The sequence below is a fragment of the Streptomyces sp. ISL-100 genome, assembly GCF_018614615.1.
Taxonomy (GTDB): domain Bacteria; phylum Actinomycetota; class Actinomycetes; order Streptomycetales; family Streptomycetaceae; genus Streptomyces.
The window spans coordinates 118,186-134,914 of the sequence record NZ_JAGGOK010000037.1 but is presented as its reverse complement, the minus strand read 5'-3'; the positions used below and the strand labels follow the sequence as shown (position 1 = coordinate 134,914).

At 67.3% G+C, this 16,729-nt stretch carries 17 protein-coding genes and 1 pseudogene; 11 read left to right on the top strand and 7 right to left on the bottom strand.

Annotated elements, in window-relative coordinates; translation table 11 throughout:
• The 3 genes and pseudogenes from J7E89_RS41835 to J7E89_RS41830 form a co-directional block, all read left to right on the top strand.
• A pseudogene (locus J7E89_RS41835) lies at positions 1–498 on the top strand (serine/threonine protein kinase); the annotation flags it as partial.
• A 163-nt stretch (positions 499–661) separates the two neighbouring features.
• Positions 662–1,945: a geranylgeranyl reductase family protein gene (locus tag J7E89_RS17430; RefSeq protein ID WP_214974501.1), complete on the top strand. Its 1,284-nt coding sequence runs from the start codon at positions 662–664 to the stop codon at positions 1,943–1,945.
• A gap of 299 nt (positions 1,946–2,244) precedes the next feature.
• Positions 2,245–2,376, top strand: coding sequence for a hypothetical protein (locus J7E89_RS41830; protein WP_285439254.1), 132 nt, complete (start codon positions 2,245–2,247; stop codon positions 2,374–2,376).
• 24 nt (positions 2,377–2,400) lie between these two features.
• Here the strand turns inward: J7E89_RS41830 and J7E89_RS17425 are convergent, their stop codons facing one another.
• Both J7E89_RS17425 and J7E89_RS17420 read right to left on the bottom strand, forming a co-directional pair.
• Complete coding sequence (locus tag J7E89_RS17425; protein WP_214974500.1) at positions 2,401–3,096, bottom strand: C1 family peptidase; 696 nt, start codon at positions 3,094–3,096, stop codon at positions 2,401–2,403.
• Positions 3,078–3,278 (bottom strand): hypothetical protein, encoded by a 201-nt coding sequence (locus tag J7E89_RS17420; RefSeq protein WP_214974499.1) that lies wholly within the window; start codon positions 3,276–3,278, stop codon positions 3,078–3,080. Before J7E89_RS17420 ends, J7E89_RS17425 begins: the two co-directional genes overlap by 19 nt.
• A 223-nt stretch (positions 3,279–3,501) precedes the next feature.
• On the opposite strand from J7E89_RS17420, the gene J7E89_RS17415 reads away from it, so the two are divergent.
• On the top strand, positions 3,502–4,374 hold the full coding sequence (locus J7E89_RS17415) for a glycosyltransferase family 2 protein (protein ID WP_214974497.1): 873 nt from the start codon (positions 3,502–3,504) through the stop codon (positions 4,372–4,374).
• 18 nt (positions 4,375–4,392) lie between these two features.
• Here the strand turns inward: J7E89_RS17415 and J7E89_RS17410 are convergent, their stop codons facing one another.
• Both J7E89_RS17410 and J7E89_RS17405 read right to left on the bottom strand, forming a co-directional pair.
• Entirely contained in the window at positions 4,393–4,602 is a 210-nt protein-coding gene (locus tag J7E89_RS17410; RefSeq protein WP_214974496.1) for a DUF397 domain-containing protein, read from the bottom strand.
• Positions 4,589–5,413, bottom strand: coding sequence for a helix-turn-helix transcriptional regulator (locus J7E89_RS17405; protein ID WP_214974494.1), 825 nt, complete (start codon positions 5,411–5,413; stop codon positions 4,589–4,591). Before J7E89_RS17405 ends, J7E89_RS17410 begins: the two co-directional genes overlap by 14 nt.
• A 517-nt stretch (positions 5,414–5,930) precedes the next feature.
• On the opposite strand from J7E89_RS17405, the gene J7E89_RS17400 reads away from it, so the two are divergent.
• Positions 5,931–6,797: a hypothetical protein gene (locus tag J7E89_RS17400; RefSeq protein ID WP_214974492.1), complete on the top strand. Its 867-nt coding sequence runs from the start codon at positions 5,931–5,933 to the stop codon at positions 6,795–6,797.
• Positions 6,798–6,800: 3 nt separating this feature from the next.
• Here J7E89_RS17400 and J7E89_RS17395 read toward each other — a convergent pair whose 3' ends face one another.
• Positions 6,801–8,183 carry a serine hydrolase gene (locus tag J7E89_RS17395; protein WP_214974490.1) on the bottom strand — a complete coding sequence of 461 codons (1,383 nt, stop codon included), beginning with the start codon at positions 8,181–8,183 and terminating at the stop codon, positions 6,801–6,803.
• Positions 8,184–8,406: 223 nt separating this feature from the next.
• Between J7E89_RS17395 and J7E89_RS17390 the strand changes: the two genes are divergently transcribed.
• Positions 8,407–10,059 carry an FAD-dependent oxidoreductase gene (locus J7E89_RS17390; protein WP_214974488.1) on the top strand — a complete coding sequence of 551 codons (1,653 nt, stop codon included), beginning with the start codon at positions 8,407–8,409 and terminating at the stop codon, positions 10,057–10,059.
• 8 nt (positions 10,060–10,067) lie between these two features.
• Here the strand turns inward: J7E89_RS17390 and J7E89_RS17385 are convergent, their stop codons facing one another.
• Positions 10,068–11,063 carry a helix-turn-helix domain-containing protein gene (locus tag J7E89_RS17385; protein ID WP_214974486.1) on the bottom strand — a complete coding sequence of 332 codons (996 nt, stop codon included), beginning with the start codon at positions 11,061–11,063 and terminating at the stop codon, positions 10,068–10,070.
• A 126-nt stretch (positions 11,064–11,189) separates the two neighbouring features.
• On the opposite strand from J7E89_RS17385, the gene J7E89_RS17380 reads away from it, so the two are divergent.
• Positions 11,190–12,059, top strand: a complete 870-nt coding sequence (locus tag J7E89_RS17380) for an NAD(P)-dependent oxidoreductase (protein ID WP_214974484.1) — start codon at positions 11,190–11,192, stop codon at positions 12,057–12,059.
• A gap of 114 nt (positions 12,060–12,173) precedes the next feature.
• Here J7E89_RS17380 and J7E89_RS17375 read toward each other — a convergent pair whose 3' ends face one another.
• Positions 12,174–13,028 (bottom strand): C40 family peptidase, encoded by an 855-nt coding sequence (locus tag J7E89_RS17375; protein WP_214974482.1) that lies wholly within the window; start codon positions 13,026–13,028, stop codon positions 12,174–12,176.
• A 712-nt stretch (positions 13,029–13,740) separates the two neighbouring features.
• Between J7E89_RS17375 and J7E89_RS17370 the strand changes: the two genes are divergently transcribed.
• The 4 genes from J7E89_RS17370 to J7E89_RS17355 are packed head-to-tail and all read left to right on the top strand — an operon-like array spanning position 13,741 to position 16,725.
• The gene (locus J7E89_RS17370; RefSeq protein WP_003956195.1) at positions 13,741–14,100 is read left to right on the top strand and encodes an NADH-quinone oxidoreductase subunit A; all 360 of its coding nucleotides are present in this window, start codon (positions 13,741–13,743) and stop codon (positions 14,098–14,100) included.
• A 17-nt stretch (positions 14,101–14,117) separates the two neighbouring features.
• Positions 14,118–14,672, top strand: a complete 555-nt coding sequence (locus J7E89_RS17365) for an NADH-quinone oxidoreductase subunit B family protein (RefSeq protein ID WP_214974480.1) — start codon at positions 14,118–14,120, stop codon at positions 14,670–14,672.
• Positions 14,669–15,403 carry an NADH-quinone oxidoreductase subunit C gene (locus J7E89_RS17360; protein WP_214974478.1) on the top strand — a complete coding sequence of 245 codons (735 nt, stop codon included), beginning with the start codon at positions 14,669–14,671 and terminating at the stop codon, positions 15,401–15,403. The genes J7E89_RS17365 and J7E89_RS17360 overlap by 4 nt, the downstream gene beginning before the upstream one ends.
• On the top strand, positions 15,400–16,725 hold the full coding sequence (locus J7E89_RS17355) for an NADH-quinone oxidoreductase subunit D (RefSeq protein ID WP_214974476.1): 1,326 nt from the start codon (positions 15,400–15,402) through the stop codon (positions 16,723–16,725). Before J7E89_RS17360 ends, J7E89_RS17355 begins: the two co-directional genes overlap by 4 nt.
• Positions 16,726–16,729 lie beyond the last annotated feature (4 nt).

Here is a 16,729-nt window from a genome sequence, read left to right as displayed (position 1 = left end):
ACCCCGGTCTCCTCCACCCCCGCCGCGCCCCAAACCTCCGCACCCCCCGAGCCCCCCACCGGCTTCCGCCGCGTAACGGACCCCGCCGGCTTCTCCCTGGCCGTCCCCGAGCTCTGGTCCCGTACGAACGCGGCCGGCGGCCAGATCACGTACTCCGGCTCCACCGGCATGGAGCACCTCCTCATCGGCGTCGTCCACAACCCCCCGTACGCCACCTCCTACGACAACTTCCTCAACATCGAGCAGAAGGCCAAGGCGAACCAGAACGACTTCCGGCGCCTGCGCCTGGAACGCAACACCTTCCAGGGCCGCCCGGGCGCGATCTGGGAGTACACCTTCAAGGACAAGCAGACGGGCGAGACCCTCCACGCCATCGACCAGGGCTACATCGCGCCGAACGGCACGGACTACTCGATCTACACCAAGAGCAGGGACCGGGACTGGCAGTACGCCCGCAAGACCTTCGACACCGCACTCGCCACCTGGACCCTCGGCTGACCTCAACTGACCTCAACTGACCTCAGCTGACCTCGGCCCCTACGGCGGCACGCCCGCGCCGCTCCACACCCACCCTTCGGACCGGTGATCACCACGCCCCAATAGACTGCCTCCGACCTGTGCCCCAACGCACGCGACGCCGAGTCTTACGGGAGATCCCGCCGTGACCGAGCCCCTCTCCGAGCACACCGCAGATGTGATCGTCGTCGGGGCCGGACCCGCCGGCTCCACCACCGCCTATTACCTCGCCAAGGCGGGACTCGACGTCCTCCTCCTCGAAAAGACCGCGTTCCCGCGCGAAAAGGTCTGCGGCGACGGCCTCACCCCCCGCGCCACCAAGCAGCTGGTCTCGATGGGCATCGACATCTCCGAAGAGGCGGGCTGGCTCCGTAACAAGGGCCTGCGCATCATCGGCGGCGGCGTCCGCCTCCAGCTCGACTGGCCGGAGCTCGCCTCGTACCCCGACTACGGGCTCGTCCGCAAGCGCGACGACTTCGACGAGCAGCTGGCCCGCCAGGCCCAGAAGGCCGGAGCCCGCCTGCACGAGCGTTGCAACGTGGGCGAGCCGATCATCGACGCCCGTACGGGCCGGATCACCGGCGTCAACGCCAAGCTCGGCGAGGAGAAGACCCCGGTCACCTTCCACGCCCCACTGGTGGTCGCCGCCGACGGCAACTCCACCCGCCTCTCCCTCGCCATGGGCCTGCACCGCCGCGAGGACCGCCCGATGGGCGTCGCGGTCCGTACGTACTTCACTTCGCCCCGCCACGACGACGACTACCTGGAGTCCTGGCTGGAGCTGTGGGACCGCCGCGGCCCGCAGGACCGCCTGCTCCCCGGCTACGGCTGGATCTTCGGCATGGGCGACGGCACCTCCAACGTCGGCCTCGGCATCCTGAACTCCTCCAAGGCGTTCAAGGAACTGGACTGGCGCGAGGTCCTCAAGGCATGGTGCGCCTCCATGCCGGAGGACTGGGGCTACACCCCCGAAAACATGACGATGCCGATCCGCGGCGCCGCGCTCCCGATGGCGTTCAACCGCCAGCCGCACTACACCAAGGGCCTCCTCCTCGTCGGTGACGCGGGCGGGATGGTGAACCCGTTCAACGGCGAGGGCATCGCGTACGCCATGGAGTCGGGCCAGATCGCCGCCGACGTGATCGTCCAGGCGAACGCCCGCGCGACCCCGACCCAGCGCGAACTGACCCTGCACGCCTACCCGAAGATCCTCAAGGAGACGTACGGCGGCTACTACACATTGGGCCGCGCCTTCGTGAAGCTCATCGGCAACCCGAAGGTCATGAAGATCGCCACCCAGCGCGGCCTGACCCACCCGGTGCTGATGAAATTCACCCTGAAGATGCTGGCCAACCTCACCGACCCGTCGGGCGGCGACGCGATGGACCGCATCATCAACGGCCTGGCCAAGGTCGCACCGAATTCGTAATCCACCTTTCGCTGCTCGACGCGTGGGGGTAACCGGCGCAACCACGTAGCGTCCGGGCGTGGTGCCGACGTGGCGGGTGAAGTGCCGGTTTCGCCGGGCGGCAGCAGAACGACCACGCCCGCCCCGGCGGCTCCATGGCGTCGGCGGTCGACGGAGAGGTCGACCGAACCGTCGTCGAGGATCACCAGGGCCCCAGGTGTCATGGGTGTGGACCGGGTAGGCGTGGTCGGTGAAGTGCGCGTGGAGCTCAGGGACGCAGACGTGGTCCTGGAACCGGGGCGAGCTCTTCGTGGTGCCGCGTGGCGTCGAGCGTCGAGCACTGCCCCGTGGCCGACGAGGAGACCGCCGTCCTGCTGCTGGAACCGGCAGGCGTCATCAACACGGGCGACGCTGGCGGCCCGGTGACAAGGGCCGCCAAGACCCTGCACTGATTTTTGTCCCAGCACCGTCAGGCGTCAGGCGTCGAACACGCCCGTTTCCAGATACTCCGCGTCCACGAGGATCCAGAAATCCTCGGCAAGCGAATCAAGGACGTACTGGTACGGCAGGTAGCCGTATCCGGAGTCTCCCCATGAAGTACCCCACGAATTACGGACGGTGAATGCCCCAGTGGTGGTGCTGTCGTCAATCGGGTTGGTGACGACGCGACTGTCGTCGTAGCCGACTACCACGACCGCATGACCGCCCACCACGTTCTCGCGCGGCGCAGGAAATGGGATTTGGCCGTTCTGGGCCTGGTAGATGCTGGCGTAGACCGTGAAGCCGAACATCGGAGGCAGTCCGGAATGTACGTGCGCCTTGATGTCGTGGAGCAGTTCCTCGGCCGGCCTGTTGGGCGTGTCGAGCCGGTAGTACTGCAGCGCCTGGAACTGCTCGGCGAACGAGTAGCAGAACGCTGATGGTTCCGCATCGAAATGTGCCGGATCGTAAGGCCAGTACTTTTCCGGGGGAGTGCCGAAAAGCCTCAGCGAACCCATCGTTGTGCGCAGATACGCGCCGGTGTCACCTGTCCACTGCAACAGATTGCGGGTGGCCTTGTAGAGGAACAACCGTGAGACCGGAATGTACTTCTGTGCGGCACGCAGCTGGAAGTATTCAACGATGCCGGCTGCGGCGTTGGCGGTGCACGACCCTATCTCGCCCTGATCCACAACAGGGGAACAGAGAGGCCGAAGGTCGTGCTGCGGCGGAAGAGTTGGGCCTTCAGGACACCGGTCCTTGCGACCATGCTGGCGATGCCGTTGGTTTCCTGCGTGTAATCCCGGATGTCTGGACGGTCGGGCAGCCACCCCATGCCGACGCCCGAACCGCTGGTGTACTGGATGGTGTTCATTTCACACCTTCCTGTGAAGCGAGACTTGGATGTTCTCAAAGAATCCCTCTCCACAGTTTTCTACCTTTTGCGGCAGGTGCAACTTCGGGGTAGGAGAAGAGACGTGGCTCCGCTTACGCTGTGTCAGCCGTACCTTTCTCAATAGTTGAATGGCCTACTGGCCTTTTCTCGTGTCGTCTGTTCACCGTCCATGGGCAGGCCGCCGGCCGTTACGATCGCCGTCATGTCTGACCGTCTCGGCGTGGCCGTACTGACCATGGGTAACCGCCCCGCAGAGCTCACCGCCCTGCTCGATTCCGTACGTGCGCAACACGGCGACGCCGTGCCGATCGTGGTGGTCGGCAACGGCAGCCCGGTCCCCGATCTTGGCCCCGACGTGCTTACCGTCGAACTCGAAGAGAACACCGGCATCTCGGGCGGCCGTAACGTCGCCTGGCACGCGCTGCGCGAGCGCGGCGACGCCGACGTGGTGGTGGATCTCGACGACGACGGCCTCGTGCCCGACCCGGACACGTTCCAGCGGCTGCGGAAGATCCTCAACGATGAGCCCCGCTGCGGCATCGTGAGTTTCCGGGTCGCCGACGAGACCGGCTTCACCCAGCGCCGCCACGTGCCACGGCTGCGAGCCAAGGACCCCATGCGGCCGGGCGAGGTGACGACGTTCCTCGGGGGCGGTCACGCGATTCGTGCGGCCGTCTTCGAGCAGGCCGGCGAGTGGCCGGACGAGTTCTTCTACGCGCACGAGGAGACCGACCTTGCCTGGCGGGCCCTGGATGCCGGATGGTCGGTCCGCTACGAGCCCGCTCTCCTGCTGCAACATCCGCGGACCTCGCCCGCCCGGCATGCGGTGTACTTCCGGATGACCGCCCGCAACCGGGTATGGATGGCGAAGCGCCATCTGCCGGCCCTTCTCGTCCCTGCTTACCTCGGCGCGTGGATCCTGCTGACGATCGCCCGCCGACCGCCATTGGCCGGCCTGAAGGCGTGGGCGGGTGGGTTCGCGGAAGGAGTGCGGACCCCGTGCGGGCACCGCAAGCCGATGCGCTGGTCCACGGTGTGGCGCATGACCCGGCTCGGTCGCCCGCCCGTCATCTAGTGGGATGGGGGCAGGCGGTCACGTGCGGGGCAGCCGGTCGTCCTTCACTGCGGATACGAAGGAGGACCAAGCGGTCGCGCCGAAGGCGAGGGCGGGGCCGCTGGGGATCTTGCTGTCGCGTACAGGCATGATGCCGACCAGGCCGTCGGCGACCTCCAGACAGTTGCCTTCGCTAGCTCCGCTATAGCTGGACTTGCGCCAACTAACGGTGTGATCACTGCTGTTCATGCTTCTCGTATTCCTCTGCAACAGCCTTGATGAGGGCGAGTGACTCCCGGTGTGACAACGCGTCGCCCAGGGCGAGGTCGTAGATCGCTTGGCAATGGTGCACTACCGCTGGATCATCGAGGATCGCTCCCGTCTTGACGCCTTCAACGTAGGCGATGGGTGGGGAATCTTCGAGCCATGTCAGCGTCAGACTGCTCTCCATCAAGGCGTGCGCGCCTACGGAGAACGGGAGTACATGGAGACGAATACGCTCACGATCGCCCAGTTGCTGGAGGTGTCGCAGCTGCTCGGCCATGACGCCTGGCCCGCCGACCGGGCGCCGTAGCACGGCCTCGTCCAGCATCGTCCACAGGACGGGCGTCACGGGATTGTCGAGGATGCGGGCGCGACCGAGGCGTGTGACGAGAGCGCTGTCACGCTCATCGTCGCTCTTGGGCGGGAAGGTGAACCGGAACACAGCGCGGGCGTACTCCTCCGTCTGCAACAGCCCGGGCACCAGGGAAGACGCGTACTCACGGATCATGGTGGCCTGTTGCTCGAACTCGGCCGCCGCCGCGAAGTGGACCGCCACCTTGCGTGAGTCCAGCGTTGGCAGAAAACGCTCGAACACCCCACCCGTGCCCAGCACTTGATCGAGACGTCTCGCGTCGTCCAGTGACGGCTTGCGTCGCCCGCCCTCGATATGGGCGATGTGCGTACGCGACATGATCGCCTGCTGGCTCAGCAGCTCCTGCGTGAGCCCCGCATCCTCGCGGCGCTTCCGCAGCTCATCCCCGTAGGGAAATCGTGATTCCGGTACGTCAGTGCCCATGTGCCCAACTCCCTGTGTGACCACGTCGGTGTCACGGGCCACCTACTGGCGAGCCTAAGCGGAGTGCGGCCAGGCTGTAACCGAAAGTAGCGAAACGGTGCGACGGGAGTGACCTGCAATGGCCGACATGGGCGAGCCGGGGCGAAGCGAAGCGCGGGCGCAGCTCGCGGAGTTGATTGCGGACCACGGGACGGACGGGGTGCTGCGGCTCGACGCCGTGGGGGAGCCGATGGAGGCGGTGGAGTTCCCGCCGGGGTCCATGGCGTATCCGCCGTGCCGGTGCCCTCGGTGTCGTGACGGCGCTTGAGCTTCGGGGGGCGAGGGTCGAGATCCTTTTGCTAGGAATGGTGGGTGGGGACTGTTCCCACCTACCCTCCCTGCCAGCGGCGATGACTTTTTGTGATCGTGTCGCGACACAGTGCTGTTGCCGTGTAGCGTGCGGCACGACGAAACGACCCCCATGCGGTGTTAGCAGCACCACACAGGGGTCTGACCAACAAGATCGTGGAGCGATCTCATGGCTGTTCAGCAGCTTAGTCCCGCCCTGCACGCGCCCGCCCACCCCATGGCCAAGCCCGGCTTCGGGAAACGGTCCGCGCCCGACCAGGAGCCCCGTCGCGCACGCGACTTCGCACATCTGCCCAAGCGTGAAGCGGCGATCGCCGGTTACATCGACCGGCTGCCCGACGGCGCCGACATCTCCATCAAGGCACTGGCCAGGGAGCTGGAAGGCTTCGGGCAGTGTGCCATCGGAACCGTTCTGCGGAAGCTGTCCGAGGCCGGGCACCTGCGGCGCGTTCGCCGGGACGTGCAGGATGCGGAGGGGGCACGGTGGGTCTACCGGACGTACTTCACCCGTACCGCCCGGCCCGACGCCTGGTGGGCCGCCTTCCTCAGCGGTGACGTTCCGCAGTCCGGGATGGCGGACCCCTCGCCCGCACAGGAGCCGGAAGCGCGCGGCTACGACGCCCTCGCCCGCCTCGTCCACCAGCACCCGCAACTCGCCCTGTCCGCCGTCGAATGCGAGGCGCTGGCCGACCTCGCCGGGGACTGGTTCCGGCGAGGAGCCACCGAGGCGCAGCTCGTGCGGGCCGTCGCCTCGATGCTGCCCGACCCCGTCCGGCACCCCTTCGGCTTCGTACAGAACCGGCTGATCAACCGGCTGCCGCCCAAGCCCCCGGCCCCCGTCCAGGGCCGGTACGTCATGGAGTGCACCGACTGCCACGCCCCCGGTACGCCGGACTCCCTGCCGGACGGCCTGTGCCGCATCTGCCGCAGCGAGCCGTGCGTACGGGATGACGGCCTTCCGGCCGACGTCGTACGCGGAAAGGCGGCGCGGCTGCGGGACACGGTCCGTACGTACAAGATCCGTCCGGCGCCCTGACCCTCAGCGCAGTTGCTCGGGGGTGACCAAGGGGTTGAGCGGGGGCAGCGTGCTGGGCGGCGCCGACCGCTGGCGGAGGGGCGGTGAGGGCTTGGCCGGGTCGCTGAGTGCTCCGTCGACGTACTGGAACAGTGCATCGCCTATCGGGTCCGGCTTCGGCTTGTTGTTCTCGTCGAACCGCTGGTACTTCATGAGGTTGTAGCCGATCGCGACCTGCCTGCGGCCGTCCTCGGTGGACAGCGCCCAGGTCCCCGCTCCGAAGACGCCGCCGTCGTGGCCCCAGTACCAGCCGCCGTTGGGCATGCGCAGGGTGTAGAGGCCGAGGCCGTACCGCATGGCGACTTCCTCGCCCGGCTCGGGCTCGTACGACGGGACGGTGGTCTTCATGGCGCGCAGTTCGGCGGGGCCGAGCAGCTTGCCGCCGAGCAGTTGGCGGTAGAAGTCGTTGAGGTCCCGCATGGTCGACACCATCGCGCCGGCCGTACCGGCCCAGGACATGTCGTAGGCACTGAAGTCGCGGGCCGGCTCTATGTAGCCGTACATCGACTCGTACATCTTGGCGTGCGGTCCGGAAATGTAGGGCGAGCGGGGGAAGTAGGTGTGCCGCAGCCCGGCCTTACGGATGACATTGCGGGTGATGTACGTTTCCGGGTCCTGGCCCGTGACCTTCTGCAACAGCAGCCCGGCGATGACGTAGTTGGTGTTGGAGTACGAGTGCGTGCCGTGCTCGGCGACGGGCGGCGCCGCGAGTCCGAGGCGGGCGAGGTGCTCCGGGTCCAGGCGGCGGAAGCGGTTGTCCTCCAGGACCTTGCCGGGGTTTTCGAGGATGCCCGGGAAGGCGGGTAGTACGTAATCCCCGATGCCGCTGGTGTGGTTGAGCAGCATGCGTACGGTCACCTGCCGGCCGCGCTCGCCCGGAATCAGCTCGGGCAGGTAGCGTCCGACGGGCGCGTCCAGTTCAATGCGGCCCTTGTGGACCTGCTGAAGGACGGCCACTGCGGTGAAGGTCTTGGTGATGCTGCCGATCCGGTGCTCGAAGTCGGGTCGCATCCAGCGCTCGGTGTCCACGTCGGCGAATCCGGTGGCTCCGCGCCACTGCTGCGACCCGTCGCGAACCGCGGAATAGGCCCCGTACATACCGGCCTTGTGAATTGCCGCGAGGGAGTCGCGGAGAGCCGGCTGGTCGAGACGGCGGTCCGGTCCGGCTAAGGGGGCGGCGGACGGGCCGGACCAGGCGGCGGCGGTGGGGCCGGCTGATATGTGCACTGCCGCCTGCGCCGGCGCGACTCCGACCGCGAGCGACAGAACAGCGACCGATGCCACCGCCGCCAGGCGGCCTCTCCGATGCTCCTGGCGGCGGCGATTGTTCGGGTGGACGAGGCGCATGGTCGCTCCTATTTTCGTCACTCGTTCACGGCGCGTGTTCGATTCCTCCCATCCTCATGGCGCCGGCACCGGCGGTCCTCCACCCGCAGAACGACCTTCGGCACAGGAGTAGATGACAAATGTCAGGCTTCGGCGGTTCACTCGAACGAGTAAGTGACGTAGAGCGCATCACTGGTAACTTAGAGTGAGTTCGTGGACGTCTCATATGCCTATGGGAGTTGCCGTGGCCGCGAGTCCGATCGAAGTGGGTTCCAACGACGCGCGCTATGAGGCTCTGCGCCGGGGGTTCAACCAGCGCTGGATCGCCAAACCGGACTACGTGGTGGTGGCTACGACGGCGGACGACGTGGTGGCGGCGGTCGCCAAGTTCCGCAGCAACCCGGCCAACTCCGAGCGCCGGATCACTGTGCGCTCGGGCGGTCACTGCTACGAGAACTTTGTCTCTTCCGGGGATGTCGGGGTCATCATCGACGTGAGTCAGATGAACCGCGTCTATTTCGACCCGAAGATGGACGCGTACTGCATCGAGGCGGGCGCGACGAACTGGCACAGCACCACCCAGCTCTACCGGTCCACCGGCCTGGCCCTGCCCGGCGGCTCCTGCTACTCGGTGGGGCTCGGCGGTCACATCTCGGGCGGCGGCTATGGGCTGCTCTCCAGGGACTTCGGCCTGACGGTGGACTACCTGTACGCCGTCGAGGTGGTCACCGTCGCCGACGGCAAAACCCCCAAGAAGACGGTGGCCTGCAAGGACTCGGCCGATGAGTCGCTACGCGACCTGTGGTGGGCGCACACCGGCGGGGGCGGTGGCAACTTCGGCGTCATCACCCGCTATTGGTTCCGTGGCCTGCGGCAGCCGCCCGCCCAGGTGCTGGCCAGGTCCGTCGCGTGGCAGTGGGAGGACTTCCGTAAACGCCCCGACCTCTTCAAGTCGCTCGTCCGCCGATACGGGCAGTTCTTCGAGTACGAGAACAACGGAACGCTCCCGGCCGCCTCCTTCGGCACCTACAAGTACCGGGACTTGTTCACCCTGCTGAAACTCACCCACATGAGCAGCGGCAAGGTCGGTCTGATCATCCAGCTCGACGGCACGAAGGACGACTCGGTGCACCGCCTCGCGGCATTCATGAAGTGGATCACCGCAGATTTCAAGACCGGCGACACATACCACGTCGAAGAGACACCACTGGACCAGGCGATCGGCGAACATCCCGCGCAGGGCGCCCTGTTCATCCCCACCCGGCTCCCGTGGCTCACTGCCACGCAGAGCATCAACGACTCGGGCCCCAACCGCTGCGGCAAGTACAAGTCGGCGTACATGACGAAGGGATTCACCGAGCACCAGATCGACGCGATCCACCGCCACCTCACCGACGCCAAGTACACAAACCCTGACGCCCTGGTTCAGGTCGACTCCTACGGTGGGGCAGTCAACGACATGGGCACGGAGGAGACAGCCGTGCCGCAGCGCTCCTCGGTCATGAAGCTTCAGTACCAGGCGTACTGGACCTGGGGCACGGACGCCGACAAGAACGGGGTCTACGACTACCTGGACGCCGAGCAGGACCCGGAAATCGCCGGGCCCCATCTGCGCTGGATCAGGAACTTCTACCAGGACGTCTACGGGCCCACCGGTGGAGTGCCGGCGGTGGTCGATCCGGCTTACCCCGCGACCCAGGACGCGAACACGGACGGCTGCTACATCAACTACCCCGACGTCGACATCTCCGACCCGAAACTCAATACGCTGGGCCAGCCCTGGCACCAGCTGTACTACAAGAACAGCTACAAGCGCCTGCAACGGGCCAAGAAGCTGTGGGACCCGCACAACATCTTCCGCCACGCCCAGTCCGTCGCCGTGCCCCGAACCACCTAGGCGCGCTGTCAGGTCGCGGGCTGCGGCAAGCGCGTGCGCGGGCCGGCGAAATTGCGTCTGTAGTCGCTGGGGGAGACGCCGACCTGGAGTGTGAAGTGGCGGCGGAGGTTGGCCGCCGTGCCCAGGCCGCTTTCCGCGCTGACGCGGTCGATCGGCAGGTCGGTCGTTTCGAGGAGCGACTGGGCGTGGGCCAGCCGTCGGCCCAGCAGCCACTGGAGCGGGGTGGTGCCGGTGGACTCCTGGAGGCGGCGGTAGAAGGTGCGCGGGCTCATACGGGCGCGGCGGGCCATGCCGTCGACGGTGAGTGGTTCGTGGAGGTGGGCGGTGGCCCATTGGAGGGCGGGCCCGAGGTTGCCGTCGTCGGTCTCGGGAACGGGCTGGTCGATGAACTGGGCCTGCCCGCCCGTGCGGTGGGCCGGTACGACCAGGCGGCGGGCCAGCTGGTTGGCGACCTGTGCGCCCAGGTCGCGGCGGACCAGGTGCAGGCAGAGGTCGAGGCCGGCGGCGGCGCCGGCGCTGGTGAGGACGTTGCCGTCGTCGGTGTAGAGGACGGAGTCGTCGACCAGGACCTTCGGGTAGCGCTTGGCGAGCGCCGCCGTGTGCTGCCAGTGGGCGGTGGCGCGGCGGCCGTCGAGCAGTCCGGCCGCGGCGAGTGCGAAAGCGCCGGTGCACAGGGACACCATGCGGGCCCCGGAGTCCGCGGCCGCGCGCAGTGCGTCGACGAGTTCGGGCGGTACGTCCTCGCCGTCCTCGGCGCACGCCTCGGGGACCGACGGCACGATCACGGTGTCCGCTCCGGCGAGCGCGTCAAGGCCGTGGGGGGTGGTGAGGGAGAAGCCCGCGCTGGGGCCGCCCTTGTTGGTGCCGCACAGGCGCAGGTCGTACCAGGGGTCGGCCAGGTCCGGGTTCGGGACGTCGAAGACCGTGCAGGCGATCGACAGCTCGTACAGCTCCCAGAGGGAGATACCGGAGTCCTCGACCACGGCCACGGCGACGGTGTGCATGCGTGTGAGCGTACGGCAGGAATTTTGCGGAGGTGGGCAGTCCTGCCACTGTCGGCGGGCGGCGGGCGCTGCGAGGGTTGATCTCGCCAAGAAGCAACGCACACCGCACATTTGGGGGAAACGGTTATGAACCGCGAAAACGTCACGGTCCTGGGTCTGGGACAGATGGGTACGGCGCTCGCGGACGCCTTCCTCGCCGCCGGTCATCCCACGACCGTCTGGAACCGCACCCCGGCCAAGGCCGGCCCGCTCGTCGCCCGGGGCGCTGTGCGCGCGGCGACCCCCGCCGAGGCGGTCGCGGCCGCACGGGTCGTGGTCGTCTGCGTGCTGGACTACGACGCCGTACGCGCGCTCCTGGAGCCGGTGGCCGGGTCGCTCGCCGGCCGTACGGTCGTCAACCTCACCACCGGCTCTCCCGAACAGGCCAGACAGATGGCAGCCTGGGCGGCCGGGCACGGCTTCGGCTACCTCGACGGCGCCATCATGTCGACGCCGCCCGGGGTCGGCAGCCCGGAGAGCATGTTCCTCTACAGCGGCTCGCCCGCCGCCGTCGCGGCCCATCGGGACACGCTGGCCGCCCTGGGCGACCCCATCGACCTCGGCGACGACCCGGGCGTCGCCTCCCTCTACGACCTGGCGCTGCTCGACGTCATGTGGGCGACGCTGAGCGGCTGGCTGCACGCCACGGCGCTGGCGGGCGCAGACGGCGTGGCCGCGACGGCGTTCGCCCCGGTCGCGACCCGGTGGCTGCGCGGCGCGGTGACGGGCTTCATGGGTGCGTACGCCGAGCAGGTGGACGCCGGTCACTACCCGGGCGACGACGCCACTCTCGACGTACACCGCGCGGCGATCGGGCACCTGGTCCATGCGGGAAGGGACCGGGGGATCGACGGGCGGCTGCCCGAGTTGTCGCAGGCGCTGGTCGAGCGGGCGGTCGACGGGGGGAACGGCGGGGACAGCTACGCGCGCCTTGTTGAGTTGTTCCGCAAGGGGTGAGCCGTTCCGGCACCCGGTGAACGCACGGCGGAGGGCCGCCGTTCCCGGATCCGGGAACGACGGCCCTCCGCCGTACAGAGTCATACAAGTCGCGCAAAAGGTCCTGAATGTCCGTCAGAGCACGCGCACCGCGCCGCTCGCGGGGTAGCCCGACAGGTCCTGGATGACTACGCCCTTGCTCGGGTTGGCGGCGTCGAGGTACTGGCCGTCGCCGATGTAGACGCCGGTGTGGTACGCCGATCCGGCGCCGCCCCAGTAGAGGATGTCGCCGACCTGGAGGTTGGACGTACCCACCTGGGTACCGGCCACCGACTGGTCCTGCGAGACGCGCGGGAGGTCGACGCCGACCGTCCGGTACGCGGCCTGTACGAGGCTGGAGCAGTCCCAGGCGTTGGGGCCGGAGGCACCCATGACGTACGCGTCGCCGAGCTGCGCCTTGAGGAAGGAGACGACGGTCGCGGCGCTGCCGGTGGCCGTGGAGGAACCGACGGAGACGCCGGAGTCGCCGGCGGAGGCGCTGAGCGTCGTACGCTCGGCGCTGCGCGAGGCGCGCTCCTGCTGCTCGGCCTTCTCGGCTGCTGCCTCAGCAGCCTTCTTCTTGGCGGCCTCTTCGGCCTTGCGCTTGGCCTCGGCCTTGCGCTTGGCCTCGGCCTTGCGTTCGGCCTCCGCCTTGTCCTTCTTTGCGGCCTTCGCGGCCTTGGCGGCGGCTTCGTCCTGCTGGGCCTGGAGGTCGTAGGCGTACGCGACCTGCTGGGTGGCCTCGGCGGAGACGGCGACAGTGCTCGCCAGGTCCGTGGTGATCGTGGGCATCTCGATGGTCGCGGTCACCGGCTCGGCGTTCGCCGGCCCGGCAGCACCTGCCACCCCGATGGTGCTGAGGACGCCACCGGCAACTCCGGCACGGAGCGCGACCTTCGAGGCGCTACGACGGGGTTTCCGGTGGCTGGGTATGTGAGCGGTGAGGGACATGGGACAACCGCTATCAGGCGTTCGCGGTTCCCTTCAAGAAACGTGGGCTGCGCCACAGTTGTGCCATGTCGGCCCGAATCGGGCTTCTGCCGGGCTTTATTGACGCCGTAACGGGCAATACGGGCACACGTGATCATGCCTGTGATCATGGGCTTTCCGCATTACGCCCCAATTGCCCGGCGCCTACCATCCGTTCACACCGATGGCCAAGCCCGCTTTTATCGGCAGCGGACGAGAGTGGTGCAGGTCACAGATCGGCAACCCTTTGCGACCCCCTGGGGCTCGTGAACGCGCGCACGCGTCCACATTCGTCCGCGAGGCTCCCTCGGAGTGATGAGGCGGCGTTCCCTTATCACCCAAGAGGCGTCCATTGCCAATTTGCCTGTACGCGCCAACGCTTGATAGCGCGCACCCCCTGCGGCCAGCAGTAACACCATCACTTGTCACCTATGGTAGCCACTCGTGCACTTCGCGTATGAAGATCACCGCTCACCCGAGTTGATGATCGTTCGTCGGGTGGTGGAGATCACAAAGACGTTGTCGCAACCCGTGTCGCAGATCACAGACCGGCAGGCATAGGATGCGAAGCAGCCGGGCTTGTGAACTGCCTCACATATACATGATCTACGCGTGGCGAAGATCGTGGAGGCGGCGTGAAGTGCAAGCTCCGGTGCGGTCCAACGGTCAAGGACGACTGGAAGGAGCGAGGAGCGTGAATGCCTACGCGCCCATCCTCGTGCTCGGCGCACTCGGGGCAGGGTTTGCGATCTTCTCCGTGGTCATGGCCACGCTTATCGGCCCAAAGCGCTACAACCGGGCAAAGCTTGAAGCGTACGAGTGCGGCATCGAGCCGACACCCACACCCGCCGGCGGCGGCCGCTTCCCCATCAAGTACTACCTGACGGCGATGCTCTTCATCGTCTTCGACATCGAGATCGTCTTCCTCTATCCCTGGGCCGTCTCCTTCGACGCCCTGGGGCTTTTCGGGCTCGTCGAGATGCTGCTCTTCGTGCTCACCGTCTTCGTTGCCTACGCGTACGTATGGCGGCGCGGCGGCCTGGAATGGGACTGAGGGGCTGAGGGGCACCAATGGGACTCGAAGAGAAGCTGCCCAGCGGCTTTCTGCTGACCACCGTCGAACAGGCCGCGGGCTGGGTACGGAAGTCCTCCGTCTTCCCCGCGACCTTCGGCCTCGCCTGCTGCGCCATCGAGATGATGACGACGGGTGCCGGCCGTTACGACCTGGCCCGCTTCGGCATGGAGGTCTTCCGCGGCTCACCGCGGCAGGCCGACCTCATGATCGTGGCGGGCCGGGTCAGCCAGAAGATGGCGCCGGTGCTGCGGCAGGTCTATGACCAGATGCCGAACCCCAAGTGGGTTATCTCCATGGGTGTTTGCGCCTCTTCAGGCGGAATGTTCAACAATTACGCAATTGTGCAGGGTGTTGATCATATTGTTCCTGTTGACATCTATTTGCCCGGTTGCCCGCCTCGTCCCGAGATGCTGATGGACGCGATTCTGAAGCTCCACCAGAAGATTCAGAGCTCCAAGCTCGGCGTGAACCAGGAAGAGGCGGCCCGCGAGGCGGAGGAAGCGGCCCTGAAGGCGCTCCCCACCATTGAGATGAAGGGGCTGCTCCGGTGAGCGAGATCAACGAGCCGAACCCCGACAAGGAACTCAGCGCGCAGAATCTGCCCGGCCAGCGCGGTGATCACGGCGAAGAGATCCGCGTCCAGCGCGGCATGTTCGGCGCGAAGAACGGCGGCGACACCTCCGGCTACGGCGGTCTCGTACGTTCCGTACGCCTGCCGGGGCCCGCGACGCGCCCCTACGGCGGGTGGTTCGACGAAGTCGCGGACGAGCTCGAAGGCGCCCTGGAGGAGCAGAACCTCCTCCCGGACAACGCCATCGAGAAGACGGTCGTCGACCGCGGCGAGATCACCTTCCACATCGCGCGCGAGCACCTGGTACAGGTGGCGAAGACCCTGCGCGACGACCCGGCCCTGCGCTTCGAGCTCTGTACGGGCGTCAGCGGCGTCCATTACCTGGAAGACAAGGGCCGCGAGCTGCACGCCGTCTACCACCTGCGCTCGCTCACCCACGGTCGGCTGATCCGCCTGGAAGTGAGCGCACCGGACAGCGATCCGCACGTCCCCTCGCTGGTCACGGTCTACCCGACCAACGACTGGCACGAGCGCGAGACGTACGACTTCTTCGGCCTCGTCTTCGACGGGCACCCCGCCCTCACCCGGATCATGATGCCGGACGACTGGCAGGGCTTCCCGCAGCGCAAGGACTATCCCCTCGGCGGCATCCCCGTCGAGTACAAGGGCGCCCAGATCCCGGCTCCGGACCAGCGGAGGTCGTACTCGTGACTACCCCACCCGCAGCAGCACGCGAGACCACCGAAGGTCCCGTATATACAGTCACCGGCGGCGACTGGGACGAGGTCGTCCAGGCCGCCACCAAGGCCGACGACGAGCGCATCGTCGTCAACATGGGCCCGCAGCACCCGTCGACGCACGGCGTGCTCCGGCTCATCCTGGAGATCGACGGCGAGACGGTCACCGAGGCCCGCTGCGGCATCGGCTACCTGCACACCGGCATCGAGAAGAACATCGAATTCCGGAACTGGACGCAGGGCACGACCTTCGTCACGCGCATGGATTACCTCATGCCGTTCTTCAACGAGACGGCGTACTGCCTGGGCGTCGAGAAGCTGCTCGGCATCGAGGAGCAGATCCCGGACCGGGCGACTGTCACCCGCGTGATGCTGATGGAGCTCAACCGGATCGCCTCCCACCTGGTGGCCATCGCCACCGGCGGTATGGAGCTGGGCGCGACGACGATCATGATCTACGGATTCCGCGATCGTGAACTGATTCTCGATGCCTTCGAGCTCATCACCGGCCTGCGCATGAACCACGCGTTCATCCGGCCCGGCGGCCTCGCCCAGGACCTGCCCCCGGGCGCGATGGACCAGCTCCGCGAGCTTGTGAAGACCATGAAGAAGAACCTGCCGGAGTACGACAAGCTCGCCACCGGCAACCCGATCTTCAAGGCCCGCATGCAGGACGTCGGCTACCTCGACCTCACCGGCTGCATGGCGCTCGGCGCGACCGGCCCGATCCTGCGCGCGGCCGGCCTGCCGCACGACCTGCGCAAGACCGACCCCTACTGCGGTTACGACACGTACAACTTTGACGTACCGACCGCCGACACCTGCGACGCCTACGGCCGCTTCCTGATCCGGCTCGAAGAGATGCGGCAGTCGCTGCGCATCGTGGAGCAGTGCCTGGACCGGCTCCGGGAGCCGGGCCCCGTGATGGTCGCCGACAAGAAGATCGCCTGGCCCGCGCAGCTCGCGCTCGGACCCGACGGCCTCGGCAACTCGCTCGACCACATCAAGAAGATCATGGGCACCTCCATGGAGGCCCTGATCCACCACTTCAAGCTGGTGACCGAGGGCTTCCGGGTGCCGGCCGGGCAGACGTACACGGCGATCGAGTCGCCCAAGGGCGAGCTCGGTGTGCACGTGGTCTCCGACGGCGGCACCCGCCCCTACCGGGTCCACTTCCGCGACCCGTCCTTCACCAACCTGCAGGCCATGGCGGCGATGTGCGAGGGCGGCCAGGTCGCCGACGTCATCGTCGCTGTCGCGTCCATCGACCCCGTGATGGGAGGCGTCGACCGGTGACTGC

Bases quoted from the DNA above. Each gene is read 5' to 3' on its own strand.
- J7E89_RS17415 (WP_214974497.1), top strand. From the start codon at position 3,502: ATGTCTGACCGTCTCGGCGTGGCCGTACTGACCATGGGTAACCGCCCC.
- J7E89_RS17395 (WP_214974490.1), bottom strand. From the start codon at position 8,183: ATGCGCCTCGTCCACCCGAACAATCGCCGCCGCCAGGAGCATCGGAGA.
- J7E89_RS17420 (WP_214974499.1), bottom strand. From the start codon at position 3,278: ATGAACACCATCCAGTACACCAGCGGTTCGGGCGTCGGCATGGGGTGG.
- J7E89_RS17405 (WP_214974494.1), bottom strand. From the start codon at position 5,413: ATGGGCACTGACGTACCGGAATCACGATTTCCCTACGGGGATGAGCTG.
- J7E89_RS17380 (WP_214974484.1), top strand. From the start codon at position 11,190: ATGAACCGCGAAAACGTCACGGTCCTGGGTCTGGGACAGATGGGTACG.
- J7E89_RS17410 (WP_214974496.1), bottom strand. From the start codon at position 4,602: ATGAACAGCAGTGATCACACCGTTAGTTGGCGCAAGTCCAGCTATAGC.
- J7E89_RS17365 (WP_214974480.1), top strand. From the start codon at position 14,118: ATGGGACTCGAAGAGAAGCTGCCCAGCGGCTTTCTGCTGACCACCGTC.
- J7E89_RS17385 (WP_214974486.1), bottom strand. From the start codon at position 11,063: ATGCACACCGTCGCCGTGGCCGTGGTCGAGGACTCCGGTATCTCCCTC.
- J7E89_RS17400 (WP_214974492.1), top strand. From the start codon at position 5,931: ATGGCTGTTCAGCAGCTTAGTCCCGCCCTGCACGCGCCCGCCCACCCC.
- J7E89_RS17375 (WP_214974482.1), bottom strand. From the start codon at position 13,028: ATGTCCCTCACCGCTCACATACCCAGCCACCGGAAACCCCGTCGTAGC.